Source organism: Cronobacter sp. HA18003 (assembly GCF_011605905.1).
Classification (GTDB): Bacteria; Pseudomonadota; Gammaproteobacteria; order Enterobacterales; family Enterobacteriaceae; genus Cronobacter; species Cronobacter sakazakii.
Window position 1 is genome coordinate 413972 of the sequence record NZ_JAANQO010000021.1, and the last position, 20241, is coordinate 434212.

The 20241-nt window shown below is 59.5% G+C and carries 21 protein-coding genes; 7 read left to right on the top strand and 14 right to left on the bottom strand.

Annotated elements, in window-relative coordinates:
• The first annotated feature begins 178 nt into the window (after positions 1-178).
• The 4 genes from G6041_RS13110 (at position 179) to treC (ending at position 5266) form a co-directional block, all read left to right on the top strand.
• Positions 179-796 carry a TetR/AcrR family transcriptional regulator gene (locus G6041_RS13110; protein ID WP_012123743.1) on the top strand — a complete coding sequence of 206 codons (618 nt, stop codon included), beginning with the start codon at positions 179-181 and terminating at the stop codon, positions 794-796.
• A gap of 247 nt (positions 797-1043) precedes the next feature.
• Positions 1044-1991: a trehalose operon repressor TreR gene (gene treR, locus G6041_RS13115; protein ID WP_012123742.1), complete on the top strand. Its 948-nt coding sequence runs from the start codon at positions 1044-1046 to the stop codon at positions 1989-1991.
• Between the two features lie 134 nt (positions 1992-2125).
• A complete protein-coding gene (gene treB / locus G6041_RS13120) occupies positions 2126-3544 on the top strand; it encodes a PTS trehalose transporter subunit IIBC (protein ID WP_004386038.1) in 1419 nt (472 codons plus the stop codon).
• A gap of 60 nt (positions 3545-3604) precedes the next feature.
• Positions 3605-5266 carry an alpha,alpha-phosphotrehalase gene (gene treC, locus G6041_RS13125; protein ID WP_012123741.1) on the top strand — a complete coding sequence of 554 codons (1662 nt, stop codon included), beginning with the start codon at positions 3605-3607 and terminating at the stop codon, positions 5264-5266.
• Positions 5267-5276: 10 nt separating this feature from the next.
• Here the strand turns inward: treC and G6041_RS13130 are convergent, their stop codons facing one another.
• The gene (locus G6041_RS13130; protein ID WP_012123740.1) at positions 5277-5807 is read right to left on the bottom strand and encodes an NAD(P)H-dependent oxidoreductase; all 531 of its coding nucleotides are present in this window, start codon (positions 5805-5807) and stop codon (positions 5277-5279) included.
• Between the two features lie 102 nt (positions 5808-5909).
• On the opposite strand from G6041_RS13130, the gene G6041_RS13135 reads away from it, so the two are divergent.
• The 3 genes from G6041_RS13135 to nrdG all read left to right on the top strand — a co-directional run bounded on the left by G6041_RS13135 (position 5910) and on the right by nrdG (position 9983).
• Positions 5910-6791, top strand: a complete 882-nt coding sequence (locus G6041_RS13135; RefSeq protein WP_012123739.1) for a LysR family transcriptional regulator — start codon at positions 5910-5912, stop codon at positions 6789-6791.
• Between the two features lie 296 nt (positions 6792-7087).
• A complete protein-coding gene (nrdD, locus tag G6041_RS13140) occupies positions 7088-9223 on the top strand; it encodes an anaerobic ribonucleoside-triphosphate reductase (RefSeq protein WP_012123738.1) in 2136 nt (711 codons plus the stop codon).
• Positions 9224-9518: 295 nt separating this feature from the next.
• On the top strand, positions 9519-9983 hold the full coding sequence (gene nrdG, locus G6041_RS13145; RefSeq protein WP_007897806.1) for an anaerobic ribonucleoside-triphosphate reductase-activating protein: 465 nt from the start codon (positions 9519-9521) through the stop codon (positions 9981-9983).
• A gap of 7 nt (positions 9984-9990) precedes the next feature.
• Here nrdG and G6041_RS13150 read toward each other — a convergent pair whose 3' ends face one another.
• The 13 genes from G6041_RS13150 to pmbA all read right to left on the bottom strand — a co-directional run bounded on the left by G6041_RS13150 (position 9991) and on the right by pmbA (position 20206).
• Positions 9991-10278, bottom strand: coding sequence for a type II toxin-antitoxin system RelE family toxin (locus G6041_RS13150; RefSeq protein ID WP_012123737.1), 288 nt, complete (start codon positions 10276-10278; stop codon positions 9991-9993).
• Positions 10268-10510: a type II toxin-antitoxin system RelB/DinJ family antitoxin gene (locus G6041_RS13155; protein WP_012123736.1), complete on the bottom strand. Its 243-nt coding sequence runs from the start codon at positions 10508-10510 to the stop codon at positions 10268-10270. Before G6041_RS13155 ends, G6041_RS13150 begins: the two co-directional genes overlap by 11 nt.
• 77 nt (positions 10511-10587) lie before the next feature.
• Positions 10588-12498, bottom strand: coding sequence for a BglG family transcription antiterminator (locus G6041_RS13160; protein WP_012123735.1), 1911 nt, complete (start codon positions 12496-12498; stop codon positions 10588-10590).
• Between the two features lie 113 nt (positions 12499-12611).
• Positions 12612-13352: a 2-dehydro-3-deoxy-phosphogluconate aldolase gene (gene dagF, locus G6041_RS13165; RefSeq protein WP_012123734.1), complete on the bottom strand. Its 741-nt coding sequence runs from the start codon at positions 13350-13352 to the stop codon at positions 12612-12614.
• Positions 13349-14467: a DgaE family pyridoxal phosphate-dependent ammonia lyase gene (locus G6041_RS13170; RefSeq protein WP_041460366.1), complete on the bottom strand. Its 1119-nt coding sequence runs from the start codon at positions 14465-14467 to the stop codon at positions 13349-13351. Before G6041_RS13170 ends, dagF begins: the two co-directional genes overlap by 4 nt.
• The gene (locus G6041_RS13175; protein WP_054628554.1) at positions 14451-15584 is read right to left on the bottom strand and encodes an amidohydrolase/deacetylase family metallohydrolase; all 1134 of its coding nucleotides are present in this window, start codon (positions 15582-15584) and stop codon (positions 14451-14453) included. The genes G6041_RS13170 and G6041_RS13175 overlap by 17 nt, the downstream gene beginning before the upstream one ends.
• A 40-nt stretch (positions 15585-15624) precedes the next feature.
• A complete protein-coding gene (locus G6041_RS13180; RefSeq protein WP_004385265.1) occupies positions 15625-16269 on the bottom strand; it encodes a DUF4310 family protein in 645 nt (214 codons plus the stop codon).
• Between the two features lie 10 nt (positions 16270-16279).
• A complete protein-coding gene (locus tag G6041_RS13185; protein ID WP_007871058.1) occupies positions 16280-17056 on the bottom strand; it encodes a DUF4311 domain-containing protein in 777 nt (258 codons plus the stop codon).
• 22 nt (positions 17057-17078) lie between these two features.
• Positions 17079-17381: a DUF4312 family protein gene (locus tag G6041_RS13190; RefSeq protein ID WP_004385263.1), complete on the bottom strand. Its 303-nt coding sequence runs from the start codon at positions 17379-17381 to the stop codon at positions 17079-17081.
• Positions 17382-17384: 3 nt separating this feature from the next.
• Positions 17385-17747, bottom strand: a complete 363-nt coding sequence (locus tag G6041_RS13195; RefSeq protein WP_004385262.1) for an SFCGS family glycine-rich protein — start codon at positions 17745-17747, stop codon at positions 17385-17387.
• Positions 17748-17763: 16 nt separating this feature from the next.
• Entirely contained in the window at positions 17764-18105 is a 342-nt protein-coding gene (locus tag G6041_RS13200) for a glycine dehydrogenase (protein ID WP_071817987.1), read from the bottom strand.
• Between the two features lie 304 nt (positions 18106-18409).
• The gene (gene cybC / locus G6041_RS13205; RefSeq protein WP_004385260.1) at positions 18410-18796 is read right to left on the bottom strand and encodes a cytochrome b562; all 387 of its coding nucleotides are present in this window, start codon (positions 18794-18796) and stop codon (positions 18410-18412) included.
• 57 nt (positions 18797-18853) lie between these two features.
• Positions 18854-20206: a metalloprotease PmbA gene (gene pmbA / locus G6041_RS13210; protein ID WP_012123727.1), complete on the bottom strand. Its 1353-nt coding sequence runs from the start codon at positions 20204-20206 to the stop codon at positions 18854-18856.
• Positions 20207-20241: the final 35 nt, after the last annotated feature.

The window sequence follows — 20241 nt, forward strand, 5'->3', positions numbered from 1 at the left end:
ATGGGGGCGCGGCGACCATCTTGTTATCGCTCGCAAAAAAGACTACTGATGAGTAACCTTACTCGATAGTAACATAACGCGTTTGCGTGACAAGCGCGACGAAAACGCCCGGTGCGATACCTTTGCCGTCTGGCTTGCAGTAAGCTTACGCCGTTCACGTAACCCAGGGAGAGAGGATTTGCAGACTGACGCTGACCACCCGGAAAACCGCAAACCGAAACGGGGCATCGCCACCCGCCGCCGGCTGTTGAAACACGCCTGCGCCGAGTTCGCGCGGCTTGGCTATCACAGCACCAAAGTCAGCAATATCGTGAAGGCGAGCGGCCTGAGCCAGCCCACGTTTTATCTCTATTTCGCCAGCAAAGAAGCCGCTTATGAAGAGCTGGTGAGCGAATTTCGCCTGCGCCTGGAACGGCTCACCGAAACGCTGCTGATCCGCGACCGCGTCGAAGGCGAAGCGCTGGTGAAAAGCGTGCAGAACAGCTTTCTCAAGCTGCTGAATTTTCTTGCCGAAGATAAAGCGCTGACCGAAATCGGCTTCTTTCAGCCGCCCGGCTGTACACAGACCAAAGCGACGCTGGTCAACGCCATCGCCAGTAATATCGCCAAAGAGCAGTCGCTTGGCCTGTTTCGCGATGATATCGACGCGCTGCACATGGCGCGCTGCTGCGTGGGGATGATAGACCAGATGGCGCGGGTCCCGGCAGATGAGGCGACCCCGGAGGCGCTGGCGCTGGGCTGTGCGCAGCTCTTGTGCGAGGGCATCTGGTTAAGCCGCCACCATCACGCCGTCTGACGCTTTTCTCGCCGACTGTGCCCGGTGACTCGCGCCAGGCGCACAAATCCGCAGCACAATGATTGATAAGCCAAAAATCATCGGCGAAGATACCTTCTGGCGCTTCGCTTTGTGACGTCAGGCACAATGGTTGGCTATATACGCGCGAAAGCCCCCCTGAACCAGATTATGCCCATTGCGCCGCACGCCAGGGGCATTACCTTTACGCATTATCGCTTTTACAGACCGCCAGCCAGAGGAATGGACGATGCAACACCGCCTCACCATTAAAGACATTGCGCGCTTAAGCGGCGTGGGGAAATCCACCGTGTCGCGCGTGCTCAATAACGAGAGCGGCGTCAGCGAACGCACCCGCGAAAAGGTCGAGGCGGTGATGCGCCAGCACGGTTTCTCCCCTTCCCGCTCGGCGCGCGCGATGCGCGGACAGAGTGATAAAGTCGTCGCGATTATCGTCACCCGTCTGGATTCGCTCTCGGAAAACCTGGCGGTGCAGACCATTCTGCCCGCGCTGTATGAACAGGGTTACGATCCTATCATGCTGGAGAGCCGTTTTTCGCCCGCGCTGGTGCAGGAGCATCTGGGCGTGCTGAGCCGCCGCCATATCGATGGCGTGATTTTGTTTGGCTTTAGCGGCATTAACGAGGTGCTGACCGCCGCCTGGCAGAAATCGCTGGTGCTGATGGCGCGCGACGCGACGGGTTTTGCATCGGTCTGCTACGAGGATGACGGCGCGATACGGCTCTTAATGCAGCGCCTGTATGACAACGGCCACCGCCACATCAGCTTTCTCGGCGTGCCGCACAGCGATATCACGACCGGCAAGCGACGCCACGAGGCGTATCTCAGTTTCTGTAAACAGCACGGGCTGACGCCGCGCGACACGCTGCCGGGGCTTGCCATGAAGCAGGGTTATGAACACGCCGCCGACGTGCTGAGTGAAGAGACCACCGCGCTGGTCTGCGCGACCGATACCCTTGCCATCGGTGCCAGTAAATATCTTCAGCAGCGCGGCGGCACGCCGGTCCAGCTTGCGAGCGTCGGCAATACGCCGCTGCTCAAATTCCTGCACCCTGAAGCGATCGCGGTCGATCCCGGTTATGGTCAAGCCGGGCGCGCGGCGGCGAAACAGCTTATCGATCAGATAACCGGCCGCGCCGATCCGCGCCAGATAGTGATCCCCGCCCGTCTCGGCTAAGCGCCCTTCCTGCATGTTTATTGTGATCGCGCTCTGTTTTCGGGAACGTTCCCGTTCACGCCATCACGCTTAAAAGTTACTCTGCGCCCCAGGCCATCCGCGCCTCGTACCTACCTCTGCGACAGGGCTTCATCATGAGCAAAGTAAACCAACAGGATATCGATAAGCTGATAACCCTTGTGGGCGGCCGCGAGAATATCGCAACCGTTAGCCACTGCATTACCCGTCTGCGTTTTGTACTGAATCAGCCGTCTAAAGCCGATCCGAAAGCGATAGAAGAGCTGCCAATGGTGAAAGGCTGCTTTACCAACGCCGGACAGTTTCAGGTGGTGATTGGCACCAATGTCGGTGATTACTACCAGGCGCTGATCGCCACCAGCGGTCACAGCGCCGCCAGTAAAGAGCAGGCAAAACTCGCCGCGCGCCAGAACATGAAATGGCATGAGCGGCTTATCTCCCACTTCGCCGAAATTTTCTTCCCGCTGCTGCCCGCGCTGATTAGCGGCGGCCTGATCCTCGGCTTTCGCAACGTGATTGGCGATGTGCCAATGCACGACGGCAAAACGCTGGCGCAGATGTTCCCGTCGCTTAAAACCATCTACGACTTTTTATGGCTTATCGGCGAGGCCATCTTCTTCTATCTGCCGGTCGGGATCTGCTGGTCGGCGGTGCGCAAAATGGGCGGCACGCCGATCCTCGGGATCGTGCTTGGCGTGACGCTGGTTTCTCCGCAGCTGATGAACGCCTATCTGCTCGGCCAGCAAACGCCGGAAGTGTGGGATTTTGGGCTCTTTACCATCGCCAAAGTGGGCTATCAGGCGCAGGTGATCCCGGCGCTGCTGGCGGGTCTGGCGCTCGGCATGATTGAAATTCGCTTAAAACGCCTGGTGCCGGATTACCTCTATCTGGTAGTGGTGCCGGTCTGCTCATTGCTGCTCGCGGTATTCCTGGCGCACGCGTTTATCGGCCCGTTTGGCCGCCTTATCGGCGATGGCGTGGCGTTCGGCGTGCGTCACCTGATGACCGGCAGCTTCGCGCCCATCGGTGCCGCGCTGTTTGGCTTTCTCTACGCGCCGCTGGTCATCACCGGCGTGCATCAGACCACGCTTGCGGTGGATATGCAGATGATTCAGAGCATGGGCGGCACGCCGGTGTGGCCGCTGATTGCGCTGTCGAACATTGCCCAGGGCTCGGCGGTGGTGGGTATCATCATGACCAGCCGCAAACATAACGAGCGCGAAATCTCCGTACCGGCAGCTATCTCGGCGTATCTCGGCGTGACCGAACCCGCCATGTACGGCATCAACATGAAATACCGCTTCCCGATGCTCTGCGGCATGGTGGGTTCCAGCATTGCGGCACTGCTGTGCGGGCTGAGCGGCGTGGTGGCGAACGGCATCGGCGTCGGCGGCCTGCCCGCCATTCTCTCCATCCAGCCAGATTACTGGCAGGTATACGGCATGGCGATGCTGGTGGCGATCATTGTTCCTTTCATTCTGACCGCCTTTCTCTACAAGCGAAAATCCCGCCAGGGAACGCTCTTAGTCGTCTAACTTTTAGGGTAGTGCGGGGAGCGTTTCGGCGCTCCCCTTTAGCAACAGCAGGAACGCGTTATGAATAACACTCTGCCGTGGTGGCAAAACGGGGTGATTTACCAGATTTACCCGAAGAGTTTCCAGGATACGTCCGGCAACGGCACAGGCGATCTGGCGGGCGTCACCCGACGCCTCGATTATCTGCAACAACTTGGCGTGGACGCCATCTGGCTGACGCCCTTCTATCTCTCTCCGCAGGTCGATAACGGTTACGACGTGGCGAACTATACCGCCATTGATCCAGCCTATGGCACGCTGGAGGAGTTCGACGCGCTGGTGGCGGACGCCCATGCCCGCGGCATCCGGGTGATTCTGGACATGGTGTTTAACCACACCTCGACGCAGCACGCCTGGTTTCATGACGCGCTGACCCGCGAGAGCGCGCACCGCGAATTTTACATCTGGCGCGACGGTACGCCGGAAGAAGCACCCAACAACTGGCGTTCAAAATTCGGCGGCAGCGCCTGGCGCTGGCACGCCGAGAGCGGCCAGTACTATCTGCACCTCTTTGCGCCCGAACAGGCGGATCTCAACTGGGAAAACCCGCAGGTGCGCGCCGAGGTGAAAAAGGTCTGCGAATTCTGGGCCGATCGCGGCGTGGACGGCCTGCGTCTCGATGTGATCAACCTGATTTCAAAAGATCAGGATTTCCCGTCGGACGATCGCGGCGACGGGCGGCGTTTTTACACCGACGGACCGCGCATTCACGACTATTTACAGGAGCTGAGCCGCGACGTGTTTCAGCCGCGCGGGCTGATGACGGTGGGCGAAATGTCCTCCACGACGCTTGAGAACTGCCAGCGCTACGCCGCGCTGGAGGGCCACGAACTCTCGATGACGTTTAACTTCCATCACCTGAAAGTGGATTACCCGGACGGGCAGAAGTGGACGCTCGCCGCGCCCGATTTCGTGGCGCTGAAAGCGATTTTCAACCACTGGCAGCAGGGGATGCATGGCGTGGCCTGGAACGCGCTGTTCTGGTGTAACCACGATCAGCCGCGCATCGTCTCGCGCTTCGGCGACGAGGGCGCGCTGCGCGTACCGGCGGCGAAAATGCTCGCAATGGTGCTGCACGGCATGCAGGGCACGCCCTATATCTACCAGGGCGAAGAGCTGGGCATGACCAACCCGCACTTCACACGGATCATCGATTACCGCGACGTGGAAAGCCACAATATGTTTGCCGAGCGGCGCGCGCAGGGGCAAAGCCCGGAGACGCTGCTCGCGATCCTCGCCAGCAAATCGCGCGATAACAGCCGCACGCCGATGCAATGGGATGACAGCGATAACGGCGGTTTTACCACCGGCACGCCATGGATAGGGCTTTGCGATAATTACCGCGAGATCAACGCCGCGCGCGCGCTCGACGATCCTGACTCTGTGTTTTACGCCTATCAGAAACTCATCAGGCTGCGTAAGGCGCACCCGATTTTCACCTGGGGCGACTATCACGACCTGCTGGCGGCGCATCCTTACCTGTGGTGCTATCGCCGTGAATGGCAAGGGCAGACGCTGGTGGTGATGTCGAATCTGTCGCGCGAAGCGCACTGGTGTACGCCGGGTGAGTTTAGCGGCGCGTGGCAGGTGCTGATGAGCAACTACCCCGATGCAGCACCCCGCCCCGGCGAAATGAACCTGCGTCCGTTCGAAGCCGTAATATGGCTTCAGGGAGACGCGTAACCCAATCGGGTTAACGCACCAGCGCGTTAACCCGGCTCAGCCACTGCGCGACGCCGGCGTCGAGACTGGCGTCGCTCAGCACATGCGTGCCCTGAATCAGCGCTGGCGGCTGCCAGATCATGCCGGTCATGTTGGCCATCGCGTGAAACGGCAGCCAGAATTCCTCAATCGGGTAACGGTTATAGCCCTGCGGCGAATAGGCCTCTTCGCTGCCGCCGGTCGAAACCATCAGCATAAACGGTTTGCCGTGCAGGCGATCGCCGCCGGTGCCGTAGGCAAAACCGTGCTCAAGCACCTGATCCTGCCACTCTTTTAAAATCGCGGGCGAGCTGTACCACCAGAACGGAAACAGCATCACCACCGCATCATGCGCCAGCAGCAGCGCCTGCTCGCGCTTCACGTCGATGTTAAAGTCAGGGTATTCACGCATCAGCTCATGCACCGTCACCTGCGGCAGTGCTTTCAGCGCCTCGATAGCCGCGCGGTTGACACGTGAATCATCCGGGTAACGGTGCCCGGCCAGAACCAGAACTTTTTTCATTTTTACTCTCCTCAACGATGTGGTTGAGGTAATGTTGGCATGACGCAGGGTTAACCTGTAGTGCAGTTCCGGGCATATCTGTTTCAACTAAAGGTATCAACCATGACGCTCACCTCAGACGTGCATCGCCTGCTGCCTGCGTTTCTCGCCGCCGCGCAGAGCCAGAGTTTTTCCGCCGCCGCTCGCCTGCTGGGCGTGACGCCTGCTGCTGTCAGTAAAAGCGTGCGGCAACTGGAGGCGCGCCTGAGCCGCGTGCTGTTTCAGCGCAACACACATTTTGTGGTGCTGACGGAAGAAGGCGCGGCGCTGCGCGAACAGGTGGCGCCGCTGTGGCATGCGCTCAATCAGGCGCTGGAAAAGCCAGCCGACGAGCCGCAGGGGCTGGTGCGCGTGAGCGTGATTCCCGGCTTCGGGCGCTACCTTCTGATGCCAGAGCTGCCCGCCTTTCAGCAGCGCTACCCGCAGGTGCGGCTGGATCTGGCGATGGATCCGCGCCGCGTTAACCTGATTGGCGAGCGGATCGATGTGGCGATTGGCCAGCGGACGGTGCAGGACAGCCGCATCGTGACGCGCGAAATCCGCCCGATGCGCATGATGCTCGCCGCCTCGCCTGCCTACCTGGCGCAGTTTGGTACGCCGCAACAGCCGCAGGATCTGCTGCATCATCGCTGCCTGGTGCACCGCAATCCCGGCAACGGCAAGCTGCAAAGCTGGCTTGCTGACGAACTGGCGATGGAAGAACAGCACGCTTTTCTTATCAGCACCTTTCCCGATGTGCTGGTGGACGCCGCGCTGGCGGAGATGGGCATTGTCTCGCTCGCCGACTGGTATCTGGCGCCGCTTATCGCCACAGGCCGTCTGGTGCCGTTGATGGAAGCGCACTGGCCTGCGCCGCAGCCGCTCTGGGTGAAGTATCCGCACCATCGCCTGGCCCCGCGCGTGCGGGCTTTCGTTGATTTTTTAATCGAAAAATTCACAGTGTAAATGTTTCTCGCCTCAACGCAGACCGTAAGCGCACTCGCCGCTTTGCTTTGTCCTGCATCAATAAAATCGCAAACTTGTTTGATGCAAATCACTATATATAGACATTAAAATCCAATTCGGCCCAATATCTTGTTATCTCAGGCTAAACTTTCAGCAATCCGGTGCGGAGGATATTCCCGCGCTGCTGTGGATAAAACGGGCCAGCTCCAACGTTAACAGGGGGTTTATGCAGCCAATATTCCCTGCGCCGTACGACGGAGTTTCTGTGGATAACCTGTGCTTAATATGGAGTGATCATGACACCGCATGTAGTGAAACGAGACGGGTGTAAAGTACCTTTCAATTCAACGCGCATTCGCGAAGCGATTCTTCGCGCGGCGCAGGCAGCGGGAGTCGATGACGCAGACTATTGCGCCACCGTCGCGGAAATCGTCAGCAGCCAGATGCAGCATCGTCGTGAAGTGGACATTCACGAGATCCAGACGGCGGTGGAAAACCAGCTGATGGCGGGTAACTACAAGCAGCTGGCGCGCGCCTATATTGAGTATCGCCACGACCGCGATATCGCCCGCGAAAAACAGGGCCGCCTGAATAAAGAGATCCGCGGGCTGGTTGAGCAGACCAACCCGGCGCTGCTGAACGAGAACGCCAATAAAGACAGCAAAGTGATCCCGACCCAGCGCGACCTGCTGGCGGGCATTGTCGCCAAACACTATGCGCGCCAGTATCTGCTGCCGCGCGACGTGGTGCTCGCCCATGAACGCGGCGAAATTCACTATCACGATCTCGACTACTCGCCCTTCTTCCCGATGTTCAACTGCATGCTGATCGACTTAAAAGGCATGCTGACGCAGGGGTTTAAAATGGGCAACGCCGAGATAGAACCGCCGAAATCGATTTCCACCGCCACTGCCGTGACGGCGCAGATCATCGCCCAGGTGGCGAGCCACATTTACGGCGGCACCACCATCAACCGCATTGACGAAGTGCTGGCCCCGTTTGTGACGGCAAGTTTTGAGAAGCACCGCCGCACCGCGCTTGAGTGGAACATTCCGGATGTCGAAGGCTACGCCCGCGCCCGCACCGAAAAAGAGTGCTACGACGCGTTCCAGTCGCTGGAATATGAAGTCAACACGCTGCACACGGCCAACGGCCAGACGCCGTTCGTCACCTTTGGTTTTGGTCTTGGCACCAGCTGGGAATCGCGTTTGATCCAGAGCTCGATTCTGCGCAACCGCATTGCGGGCCTCGGTAAAAACCATAAAACGGCGGTGTTCCCGAAACTGGTGTTCGCCATTCGCGACGGCCTGAACCATAAAGCTGGCGACCCGAACTACGACATTAAGCAGCTGGCGCTGGAGTGCGCGAGCAAGCGCATGTACCCGGATATCCTCAACTACGATCAGGTTGTGAAAGTGACCGGTTCGTTCAAAACGCCGATGGGCTGCCGCAGTTTTCTTGGCGTTTATGAAGAGAACGGCGAGCAGATCCACGACGGGCGCAATAACCTCGGCGTGATTAGCCTGAACCTGCCGCGCATCGCGCTGGAGGCGAAAGGCGACGAAACCGCGTTCTGGGCGCTGCTCGATGAGCGGCTGAAGCTCGCCCGCAAAGCGCTGATGACGCGCATTGCGCGTCTCGAAGGCGTAAAAGCGCGGGTGGCACCGATTCTCTATATGGAAGGCGCGTGCGGCGTGCGTCTTAAACCGGATGACGACATCGCGGAGATTTTCAAAAATGGCCGCGCGTCGATTTCGCTCGGGTATATCGGTATCCATGAAACGATCAATGCGCTGTCCGGCAACCAGCATATCTATGACAGCGAGACGCTGCGCGCCAAAGGTATCGCCATCGTTGAGCGTCTGCGTCAGGCGGTGGATCGGTGGAAAGAGGAGACCGGTTACGGCTTTAGCCTCTACAGCACGCCGAGCGAGAACCTGTGCGATCGTTTCTGCCGCCTCGATACCGCCGAGTTTGGCGTAGTGCCGGGCGTGACCGACAAAGGGTATTACACCAACAGCTTCCACCTGGACGTGGAGAAGAAGGTAAACCCGTACGATAAAATCGATTTCGAAGCGCCTTACCCGCCGCTCGCAAGTGGCGGCTTTATCTGTTACGGCGAATACCCGAATCTTCAGCACAACCTGAAGGCGCTGGAAGACGTGTGGGATTACAGCTATCACCACGTGCCTTATTACGGCACCAATACGCCGATTGACGAGTGTTACGAGTGCGGGTTCACCGGCGAATTCGAGTGCACCAGCAAGGGCTTTACCTGTCCGAAATGCGGCAACCATGATGCGTCGCGCGTTTCCGTCACCCGCCGCGTTTGCGGGTATCTCGGCAGCCCCGACGCCCGTCCGTTCAACGCGGGTAAACAGGAAGAGGTGAAGCGCCGCGTGAAGCACCTCGGCAACGGGCAGTTGGGTTAACGCCGCTCTGGCGTCTGGCACGGTGGGTGCGCTGCGCTTACCCACCCTACAAAACGAAACGCGTAGGGCGGGTAAGCAACGCGCACCCGCCGCACGGCAAACGTTCGTAGGGTAGGTAAGCGAAGCCGCACCCACCGCCCGGCAAACCTGTGTAGGGCTGGTAAGCGAAGCGCACCCACCGTCCGGCAAATCGTTGTAGGGTGGGTAAGCGAAGCCGCACCCACCGCCCGACAAAGCTGTGTAGGGTGGGTAAGCGAAGCGCACCCACCGTTCGCCCGCCTGGGACGAGGAAACCATGAATTACCATCAATATTACCCCGTTGACGTCGTCAACGGCCCCGGCACCCGCTGCACATTATTTGTGGCGGGCTGCGTTCACGAATGCCCCGGCTGCTACAACAAAAGCACCTGGCGGCTCAACTCCGGCGTACCCTTCACAGACGAGATGGAAAACCGCATCATCGCCGATCTCAACGATACCCGCGTCAAACGCCAGGGGCTGTCGCTGTCGGGCGGCGATCCGCTGCACCCGCAAAATGTGCCGGCGATCCTAAAACTTGTCCAACGCGTGCGGGCCGAGTGCCCCGGCAAAGATATCTGGGTCTGGACGGGTTATAAAATCGATGAACTGAGCGATGCCCAGCGCGAGGTGGTAAACCTTATCAACGTGCTGGTGGACGGCAAATTTGTGCAGGATCTGAAAGATCCGGCGCTTATCTGGCGTGGCAGCAGCAACCAGGTTATCCACCGGCTGCGCTGAGAGGCACTTACTCCAGACGGTGCCCGGCCCCCTGGTATACGGTCAGGTTTTCGCGTTTGCCGATCGCGATGACCAGCACACAGACAGCATCATCGCGCACCTGATACACCAGCCGGTAACCGCTCGTTCTTAATTTAATTTTGTAGCAGTCCGGCAGGCCACTTAACCGGACGGATTTCACCCTGGGAGCCGCCAGCACGTGCGCCAGCTTCTTTTTGAATTGCGCTTTAACGGTCTCGCCCAGTTTGTGCCACTCCTTCAGCGCACGTGGGTCAAAGACCAGTTTATAGCTCATCCAGATCAACCCTGATGCCCTGTCGCGGGTCCGCCAGTCGCTCCCGCACGGTACGCAGCAGCGCCTCTTCGCTGTCGCTGACGGTTAGCGTTTTGACCGGCATACGGCCATTTTGCGCCACATACTGAAACAGCAGACGCACCGCTTCGGTAGGTGTGATACCCAGTTTTTCCAGCACCGCATAAGCCTCATTTTTAAGCTTGTCATCAAGCCTTACGTTGATTGTGGCCATTATGCCTCCACCGTTTTTCAAAGTGTAATGCAATATAGCATTACATATGAATTACATCGAATTCTGGAAGACAGCTTCTAAAACCGGCTCAGGCAGGTCATCGCCACCGTCTGAAACTGGGCAAAATCACGACACGTTTGTAGTTGCTGCGCGGCGCGTTCGCGCAAAAACGTGACGAACAGATCGTAAATCGTCATCGCCTCTTCGTATTCACGTTTGCTGATGGCGAGCAGGAAAATCACATGCGCGGTCTCTTCTCCCCACGCAATTCCCTGCGGGGCCAGTACGGTATAGACCACCGTTTTGCGCGCCATCAGCCCGAGCGAGTGCGGCAACGCGATACCGTCGCCAAGCATCGTGCTGACAATCGCCTCGCGCTCGACCACCGACGGCAGAAAATCCGCGCCTACATACCCGTCCTGCTCCAGCTCATCACACAGCTCTTTGAAAAGCTGTTGCTGGGTTATGGGCCCGTCCACCACGCGAAAATGCCGGGCGTCGAAATATTTCTCCAGCATCCAGGGCCGGGTTCTGTCCACCAGCACCAGCTTGCCGATTTGCTCCAGCTGGAAATCGGTCGGGAACGGCGACATCACTACCACCGGCTTATCTTTTTCCGCCACCCGCGCGGTGGAAATCACGAAATCTTCGGCGATGGCGGCGCGCTGCTCGTAGTCGCGAAGCGTGGCGATTTCACTCACCTCTAACTGCGGGTATTTGCGCAGCAGCATCGACTGGATCATGCGCACCGTAGAGTTGCCGGTATCGCAAACCAGCAGCACGCGCGGGTTGCGCTGGTAGCCCACGTTATAGTGGCGCTCAAGCCCGACGCCGATATGCAGCACCAGAAACCCCACTTCGTTTTCGCTGATGGCGTAAGGCGTGTATTTGCCCCAGCCGGACACCGCCGCCAGCGTCATATCCCAGGCCATCGGGTAGTGCTGTTTGATGTTGCTGAGCAGCGGATTAGGAATATTTATCTGGTAGCGCACGCGGGTGATCATGGTGCGAATGTGGGTCAGCAGGTCGGCGCGCAACTGTTCGTCGGTCAGCAGATTGTAGTTATAGTGCGTGTTGATATAGCGCAGGATGTAGCCCGCCAGCGCTTCGGCGTCATCGGCGCTGATGGCGCTCGGCTCCAGCTCCTGCACCTGGCGCGCGGCGATATGCACCCGCAGCCAGTTCTCTTCCGCCTCTGACAGCGGTTTGCCGCACAGCGTTTGCAGCAGCGCCGCGATGCCGCGCGCCGCCTCGCGCACGTTATCGTCCACATCGTCGGCCACAAATTCAGGCAGCGGAAAACCCTCGCTGATGCGCCGCACCGCCACGGCGCAATAGAGACGAATAAACTGCTCGCCCTCATCGGTAAAGCGCAGGCGTGCGTGCGCGAAAATCGTCGGCAGGCGCTCTGCGAGCGGCTCCTGCACGCCCGCGTTCAGTGCCTCTTCGGTAATTAATGGGTTAGCGCTGTCCTGCTGAGTGAGCTGCCAGAGCAGATCCGTCAGGCACGCGCGTAGCGCCATTTCACTGCCAAACAGCTTCATGCCGTGGCGCGGGCGGGTTTCAAGCGTGAGGTTGTAGCGGGTAAAGAGTTCGCGCACTTCCGCCATGTCGTTTTGCAGCGTGGCGCGGCTCACGAACCACTCTTCCGCCAGGTCTTCAAGCTTCAGGGAAAACGCGGAGGTCAGGAAGCGCACCGCCAGATAATGCACGCGTTCCGGCGCGGTGCGCGGGATGCGCAGCGCCTTCGGGCGGCTCGCCTGGAGCGCCTGATAGCGCCCCATATCGTCAACGGTCAGCTGATAGCCGCTGCCGCGGTTAAGCACCAGCTGCACGCCATGCTGACGCAGTAATTCATTGAGCGCGCTGATATCCGCCCGCACGGTGCGCGTCGTGACGTTTAACCGGCGCGCCAGCTCATCCTGCGGCAGCGTTTCGTTTTGCAGCAGATCAAACAGCCGGGACAGACGTTGACTCGGGAATCGCACACCGGTTTCCTCTCGTTAAACGGGCGCGCCATCGCGCCCGCGGACGGCTTCAGGCCAGAGAATATATTTATCACGGTGATGAATATATTCTCCAGCCTTAACGTAAAACGGCCTTACCCCACCAGATTGCGCGTTATTGCCAGCAGGCGGCGCACATCCTCCGGGCGCGTATCGCCGCTGGCTTTGTCGATAATCGAGCTGTAAATATGCGGGATTACTTTGCTCACGCCCGCCTCCAGCGCGATGCGCAGGATCGCTTCAAAGTTCTCGAGATCGATGCCGCCGGTCGGCTCCAGCCAGAAGTCGTGACGCGCGCAGGCGTCCGCCACGGCCTGATACTCTTCGCGACAGGCAAGGCCGCCCATCGGAAAATATTTCACCGAGCTGCCGCCCATATCTTTTAGCAGGGCAATCGCGGTTTCCACCGGTACGATACCGTCAGGCGCGCTGCTGCTTAACGGGCCGGTGGAGATTTTCACAAGGCCAGGCGTGCCCGTTGGTGACACCAGCCCGTTCACCACCGTCTCGCGCTGTCCGAGCAGCGCGCGGCTTGCGCCCACCCCGGTAAAGACCTGGTTCACATGCTGCGGCTGTAGCTCGCGCGCGATGGCGCTGACCATCGTGGACTGATTCGGGTCGCCCGCGCCCAGCCCCACCGACAGCGCGTTATCGATGCGCTTCGCGTAGTCCCGCATATCCTCGACGGCGCTCGCCACGTCCGGGTAGTTTTTCGAGAGGACGCCCACCAGCACATGCCCTTCGGCGGCTTCATAAATCGCGCTGGCGTTTTCTTTCGAGCCTGCCAGCACGTTCAGGCAAACACGGTCGCGGTAAAAATTCGGGGTCAGTTTCATGCGTGCGCCTCCTGATTCAGCACGTCCCGGATACGGCGGAACACAATCTCCAGCTGCGCGGCGCTGACGCTGCGCACATCCGCTTCAATAATGCCTTCGTTGGCTTTGTAGCCGCGGAAATAGATGGCGTATTCGCCCTGCTTCAGCGCGCTGACCAGCTCGCCGGTGTTGATGCCGGTGACGGCTTCGTCGAATGTGATTTCGCTGCGGGCGATATCGCGCCCGGCGCTGTCCCACACCACGCGGGCCGTCACGCCGTTCAGCGTGTTGAGCTGGTCGATAAACGGCGTCATTTTGGCCACCATCTGCGCGCCGCTCTCTTTGGGCGCGCTGAGGTAGTGTTCGATGGCGCTGGTGAGGCCGAGAATGCCCTCTTTGCCGACTTTCATCGCACGCCCGATGCCGTTCGCCTGGCGCTTCACCCACTCCACGTACTGCGTTTTGCCGATCACCAGACCGCTCGACGGCCCTTCAATCGCCTTCGCGCCGCTGTAGATGACCAGATCCGCGCCCGCGTGGTAGTAGCACTGCAAATCTTCTTCGGCGGCGGCGTCGACAATCAACGGCAGCTGATGCTCACGCGCCACCGCTGCGGCCTGCGCCACGCTCAGCATGCTTTTTTGCACGCAGTGGTGCGATTTTACATAGAGGATCGCCGCTGTTCGCGGCGTGATCGCGGCGGCCAGCTGCTGTGCTGAACACTCGTTGGCATAGCCCGCCTCGACCAGCTTTCCGCCACCGAGTGCCACCATCGTGCCGACCGGCGCGCCGTAATTCACGCTATGGCCTTTCGGCAGCACAATTTCGTTTTGCTCAATCGCAGTGGTATGCAGGTTCTCAAGCAGCCAGTCGCTCTCTTTGACCAGCACCGCCGCCACCGACTGCGCAAGGCCTGCCGAGGCGCAGGAGACAATCGTCGCGGCCTCCACCTCCAGCAGTCTGGCGATGTACGCGCCGGTTTTATTCACCAGGTCTTTCATTTCGAAATAGTGATTGAGCCCCTGCGTGACGGCTTCCACCACCTCCTGGCGCGGGGTGGAGACGCCTAAAATCGTCATGCGCCCGGAGGCGTTAATCACCTGTTTCAATTCATATTTTTCATACACTGAAGGCATGTTCCGCGCTCCCTTGTTCGGTCATGTGCCAGGTGCCCGCCCGCACGGCGGCAAGCGGCACCAGTAGATAGTCGCCGTGTAGCGTCTCTTCGTCGGCATCGGTAAAGAGCACTGGCTGGCGGCGCAGGTCGAAAATCGTCAGATCGGCGTCGGCCCCTGGCGTCAGCCGCCCTTTATGGGCCAGACGCAGCGCCTGCGCGGCGTGCAGCGTGACGCAGTCAATCACCTGTGGCAGCGACAGGCCGATGGCGAGGAATTTCGACATCACATGGGCGAGGCTGCGCACCGGGCCGTTGATGCGGTTACGGCAGTAGATGTCAGAGCTGATAGTGTGCGGCAGAATGCCGAGCGCGATAGCCTGGCGCGCCACCTCAAAGCTAAAGCTGGCGCTGCCGTGGCCGACATCAAGCCGCACGCCGCGCTCAAGCGCGTCGCTAATGCTGGCGCGAAGCTGGCCCTGCGGCGTCAGGATGCGATTTGGTTTGCCGTTAAAGCAGTGGGTAATGATGTCGCCCTGAGACAACCGCGCGGCGATCTCATCCAGCGGCGGCGGGCCGTTGCCGATATGTACCATCAGCGGCAGATGGCCGTTCTCCTGCTGAATAGCTTTGGCGCGCTCAAGCGGCGCGATGCCATTCTCCCCCACCACGCTGCTACTCATGCGCGCTTTCAGGCCGACGATAAAATCGGGGTGACGGGCGATAGCCTCGCGCGCCGCCGCGGCGTCGATATTCGCCATATCCGCCAGCTCGTTTTGCGCGATAAGACCTACCTTCGAAACATTAAGCAGCGCCAGCACCTCGGTCGCCACGCCGCGCGTCAGCGCGTAAAAGTCGTCGATATCGTTCGCGCCGGTGCTGCCCGCGTCCACCACGGTGGTGACGCCGGTCGAAACGCCAACTGCGTCCGGCTCGTCGTGGTAAATCGGCGATTTCGGGTAGCAGTGGACGTGCAGATCGATCCAGCCGGGGCTGACGTAATGCTCGCCATTGAGATCGCGCGTGGCGCGCGCCTCGCCGGTCACGCTGCCGAGCGCGGCGATTTTGCCGTCTTTGATGGCGATATCCGCCAGCGTGTCGTCCACCAGCCGCGCCTGGCGCAGGATCAGGTCAAACATAGGGTTTCCTCAGAAGGCGGGCGCCGGAGCGCCCGTGCGGTTAACCGATCGCCACAGGAAACAGCGAACCCAGGATCATCGCGCCGAGAATAGCCCCGCCGGTGATCGGCTTCTGCCAGAGATAAAACAGCAGCGCGCCCACAAGCGATCCCACACCAATCGGGATTGAGGCGGTCATGGCGCTCAGGATGATAAGCGGCCCGAGGAAACGCCCGGAGGCGTTGCCCGCGCCCATCATCACGTCCGCGCCGTAGGTGGAATCGCTCTGATTAATGGTGAATTTACGCGCCAGAATGATGACGTAGCCGATGGCGAGGCCAATCAGCAGGCCGGTGACCAGCGAGGCGGCGAAGTTCGCCACCGGGAAAACGAAGCCCGCGCCGAGCAGCAGCGCCGGAACGCCAAGCCCCACGCCGGTCTGGATGGCGCCGCCGATATCCAGAATGCCTACCAGCGAGCCTTCGATAATGCGGGCAAAGAGGAAACTCGCGCCGAAGGCGGCCACCGCGCCATAGACGCCGGTGTCGATGCCGGCTTTGAGCATCGCCACAAACGCCACTTCGTTAAACGCGCCGATGCCGTAGAGGTAGTACATGTGCGTTCCGGCGAACACACCGGAGGAGAGCAGGCCGACGAAGATCGGGAATGACCAGTCGGCGTACCAGAAACCTTTATTCTCTTCCATCATGCGCTCCTTATTTGCCGCTCAGCGAGTTGTGGATAAGACTGAGCCAGTCCGGCACGGTCAGACGGAAAGATTCGATCATTTTCATGTCGAAGCCGCGGAAGAAGGCGCTCAGCACGAACAGCAGCACAATGGCGGTCATCATGACTTTGGTGACGCGGTTCCAGCCGCTCTCTTCAACGCCCTTGCCGATAAGAATGCCAAGCACCAGGCCAGGCACAGCATTGCCCATAATCAGCTGCGCCGCGCCGCCAAAGACGGTGGCCCAGAAGCCCGATTTTTTCCCGGCGTCGATGGCGGCCAGCCAGAAAATCACCGGCATCACGGTGTTCACCAGCAGGTTAGCGGCAGGCACCAGCACTTTAACGGCGGTAACCTGAAGCGCTTCCGGCACGGCAGAGGCCGTGGTGTTGAGAAACGCCACCACCCCCATGCCGATAAGCCCGCAGGCGACCGCCATTTTTTTCGGATTGTGCAGGGTGTCGGCGAGATTGCGGTTTTTCACCATCAGCGCCGCCGCGCCCCAGTTGGGAATAATGCGGTGATCGACATCCTGGGTGAACGCGCCCGCCGCGACGGAGGACGCCCAGGCGTTAAAGAAAAACCCTAACCCAAAGGAGAAATGCGAAGCCGGATCGCCTTCGCAGGAGTTCAGCTCTCCTAACGTACGAAAGGCGCCCATCCCTTGCGTGGTGGGCGCATGGAACATGCGTGCGGCCCCGGCGCCCACGCCGACGCCAACCAGGCCGCCGATGATGAGCGATTTTATTAAAATTATCAGGAACATTGGTCTGCCCTTTTAGTAACGATCAGCTGTGTTGCGTGACGAAATCCACCTTATCGAGATTGATGGCGGTCACGTTGACGGTCACGTCCAGCTCCACGCTGAAAGCCCGTCGTTCCCGGCGCAAAAAGAAAAACAGAAACGCTTCTTTACGCACCGTTTCCCGCGCATGAACAACCTGCACATCCTGTGGCTCTATACGCAGTAAGATGTGCGGCGAGGCTTTCATCACCGCCGCCTGTACCTGATTCAGGGCATCGGCGAACGCGCGAGCGCGCGTGTCGCCTTTGCCTTTCACTCTCACCGTGGTGGTGAACTGTTCTTTCATACGTTATGCGCCGTATTTCTTTTTCCAGGCTTCCACCAGACGCTCGCCCAGCTCTTCTTTATCCATAAAGCCGAAACCCAGCACGTTGCAGCCCTCGTTGATGGCGGTAACGCCCTCTTCCACCGAGCGCATTCCATATTTGGCCTTGTAGCCATGTTTGGTCTGCGCGGTGATAGCGCCCGCGCCGCCGCTGCCGCAAAACGAGATGCCGAACGTCGCGCCTTCGGTTTTCATTACGTCGCCAAGCTTCATATCCGCCGCGACACCCGGCACCACGACCGCGCGCGCGCCCGCTTTTTCCGCGCCCGCCGCCACTTTCTGGCCTTTGCCCAGACGATCGCCAATCACTACCGTAATCTGTTCCATGGTTCGCTCCTGAAGGTTAAAGATTTTCTTTCGCCACCTCGAAGTGCACCGACAACAGCCAGGCCTCTTCATCGGGCAGATTGCCGAACTGCGCCACAATTTCACGCGCCAGCGCCATCGAGCTTTCGGAGATCTCCTCAAACAGGCTCTCTTCCACCTCGGGCAGCGGCTCGCCGGTCACCGAGCGGTGCGCCATCGCCCGCACGTGTGAGCTGAGCATCTGCCGCTGTACGGCGTTAGGCGTTATCTGGTGGCGCTCAAGGAGCGCGTAAACTTCATCCAGCATCCGCCCGGCAAGCGTCGCGGTCTCATCCGCGTGTTGACATCCGGCGTTGTTCATTACCGCTCCGTTATTCACTCTGCATACCTGATTAGTTGCGCTGAGGTAACACTAACGGCGGGTGTTAAAGGTTTGTAGCGAGTTGTTTTCCACTTCAAAGTGGAAAGGAGAGTGGCAGCAGTGATCTGTTCCACATAAAAGCCGTGAATGGATATAAACCACCAAATAACTGTGATGAATGTCACTGGCGGTCATGTCGGGCGTGGAAAAAAGAAAATAACGGGCTTGCGACGCCGCGCGCAAAAGGCGGCGGAGAATAAGCGTGGCTTATGACCGGGCGCAGAGGGAACGTGCGGCGGCGAACCGCCGCACAAAAAAGGGCTTAGCGATACTTCTTGTGGTAGGTGTTGCGGGTGGTTTTGAACTCTTCGGCGCTCGCCTGGGCCTCTTTGATTTTGCCTTCATCAACGAGCTTCAGCGCGCCGTCAATCTGGCTTACCAGCGTATCGAGACCGTGGCGGAAATCTTTCATTTCCGGGCTGTCAGCTGGCTTATCTTCGAGCTTCGGCGGGGTTTCTTTTTTGGCGTCCAGCGCCGCCTCGCGCATTTTTGTCAGCGCGGTTTTCATTTCTGCCGCATCGCTGGTCTTCTGCACGACTTTCAGGTTTTCATTGAGGGTGTCCATGTTGTCTTCCAGATCCGCCCACGCCGCGGCGCTGGTGAACAACAGAGAGGAGACCGCTAACATCGCTAATGCTTGCTTACGCATTGACTCACCTTTTTATTGTTATGACGAAAAAAAAGCGCCACAACGGGCGCCCTTGCCTTACTCACCGGCGATTTTCATCTCCGGCAGCAGTACTGAACCACACTGAATATTGCTACGTGTTTCGATATCGTCACCAATGGTAACCATATTGCGCCACATCTCTTTCAGGTTGCCGGCGATGGTGATTTCACTCACCGGATACTGGATTTCGCCGTTTTCCACCCAGAAGCCCGCCGCGCCGCGCGAGTAATCGCCGGTGATGCCGCTGACGCCCTGGCCCATCAGTTCGGTCACCACAAGGCCGGTGCCCATCTCTTTCAGCAGTTGCTCAAAGCTCAGGCCGCGGCCTTTAATGCGCCAGTTGTGGATGCCGCCCGCGTGACCGGTGCTTTTCAGCCCCAGCTTGCGCGCGGAGTAGTTGGTAAGCAGCCACTGTTGCAGCACGCCGTCTTTGATAATGTCGCGGCGCGAGGTCGCCACCCCTTCGCTGTCGAACGGCGTGGAGGCGAGGCCTTTCAGAAGATGCGGATGCTCTTCAATCGTCAGCCACTCCGGCAGGATCTGCTTGCCGAGCGAATCGAGCAGGAACGTGGATTTACGGTACACCGCGCCGCCGCTGATGGCGCCGACCAGATGACCAAACAGCCCGGTCGCCACTTCGCGGCCAAAAATCACCGGCGCTTTCATGGTCGGCAGTTTGCGCGGCGAGAGGCGCGACAGCGTGCGGCGGGCGCACTCTTCGCCCACCCACTCAGGCGATTGCAGATCGCCCAGCGCGCGGCCAATGGTGTAGGCGTAGTCGCGCTCCATGTCGCCGTTCTCTTCGGCAATCACGCAGCTGGAGAGCGAATGGCGTGTCGAGCAGTAGCTCTGCAACATGCCGTGGCTGTTGCCGAACACTTTGATGCCGTAGTGGCTGTTAAAGCTGCCGCCTTCGGTATTGGTGATGCGTTTATCGGCCTTTAAAGCCGCCTGTTCGGCGCGCGCGGCGTAGTCGATAGCCTGTTCCGGTTCGATCTCGGCCGGGTGGAAGAGATCGAGATCCGGGGCGTCGAAAGCCAGCAGATCTTTTTCCGCCACGCCCGCGCACGGGTCTGGCGAGGTGTAACGGGCGATATCCAGCGCCGCCTGTACGGTGCGGGCGATAGCGTCCGGGCTTAAATCGGTCGAGGAGGCGCTGCCTTTGCGATTCTGGTGATAAACCGTGATGCCAAGCGCCCCGTCGCTGTTGAACTCGACGTTCTCCACCTCACCGTAGCGGGTGCTGACGCTGATGCCGGTCGTTTTGCTGACCGCCACTTCCGCGCCGTCCGACTTGCCGGACGCCAGCTCCAGCGCCTGAGAAACCGCCTGTTCCAGCGCTTTGCGCTGCGCTTCAACTTGTGTGATTACTTTCATCGCGAGTGCCATAATGTAAGGTGAAACTGAAAAGCCACATTTTGTGA

Coding starts and splice junctions, on each gene's coding strand:
- dagF (WP_012123734.1), bottom strand. CDS start 13,352: ATGAAACTGACCCCGAATTTTTACCGCGACCGTGTTTGCCTGAACGTG.
- G6041_RS13150 (WP_012123737.1), bottom strand. CDS start 10,278: ATGAGCTATAAACTGGTCTTTGACCCACGTGCGCTGAAGGAGTGGCAC.
- G6041_RS13195 (WP_004385262.1), bottom strand. CDS start 17,747: ATGGAACAGATTACGGTAGTGATTGGCGATCGTCTGGGCAAAGGCCAG.
- treB (WP_004386038.1), top strand. CDS start 2,126: ATGAGCAAAGTAAACCAACAGGATATCGATAAGCTGATAACCCTTGTG.
- G6041_RS13175 (WP_054628554.1), bottom strand. CDS start 15,584: ATGTTTGACCTGATCCTGCGCCAGGCGCGGCTGGTGGACGACACGCTG.
- nrdG (WP_007897806.1), top strand. CDS start 9,519: ATGAATTACCATCAATATTACCCCGTTGACGTCGTCAACGGCCCCGGC.
- G6041_RS13180 (WP_004385265.1), bottom strand. CDS start 16,269: ATGGAAGAGAATAAAGGTTTCTGGTACGCCGACTGGTCATTCCCGATC.
- cybC (WP_004385260.1), bottom strand. CDS start 18,796: ATGCGTAAGCAAGCATTAGCGATGTTAGCGGTCTCCTCTCTGTTGTTC.
- treR (WP_012123742.1), top strand. CDS start 1,044: ATGCAACACCGCCTCACCATTAAAGACATTGCGCGCTTAAGCGGCGTG.
- pmbA (WP_012123727.1), bottom strand. CDS start 20,206: ATGGCACTCGCGATGAAAGTAATCACACAAGTTGAAGCGCAGCGCAAA.
- treC (WP_012123741.1), top strand. CDS start 3,605: ATGAATAACACTCTGCCGTGGTGGCAAAACGGGGTGATTTACCAGATT.
- G6041_RS13155 (WP_012123736.1), bottom strand. CDS start 10,510: ATGGCCACAATCAACGTAAGGCTTGATGACAAGCTTAAAAATGAGGCT.
- nrdD (WP_012123738.1), top strand. CDS start 7,088: ATGACACCGCATGTAGTGAAACGAGACGGGTGTAAAGTACCTTTCAAT.
- G6041_RS13170 (WP_041460366.1), bottom strand. CDS start 14,467: ATGCCTTCAGTGTATGAAAAATATGAATTGAAACAGGTGATTAACGCC.
- G6041_RS13130 (WP_012123740.1), bottom strand. CDS start 5,807: ATGAAAAAAGTTCTGGTTCTGGCCGGGCACCGTTACCCGGATGATTCA.
- G6041_RS13135 (WP_012123739.1), top strand. CDS start 5,910: ATGACGCTCACCTCAGACGTGCATCGCCTGCTGCCTGCGTTTCTCGCC.
- G6041_RS13185 (WP_007871058.1), bottom strand. CDS start 17,056: ATGTTCCTGATAATTTTAATAAAATCGCTCATCATCGGCGGCCTGGTT.
- G6041_RS13190 (WP_004385263.1), bottom strand. CDS start 17,381: ATGAAAGAACAGTTCACCACCACGGTGAGAGTGAAAGGCAAAGGCGAC.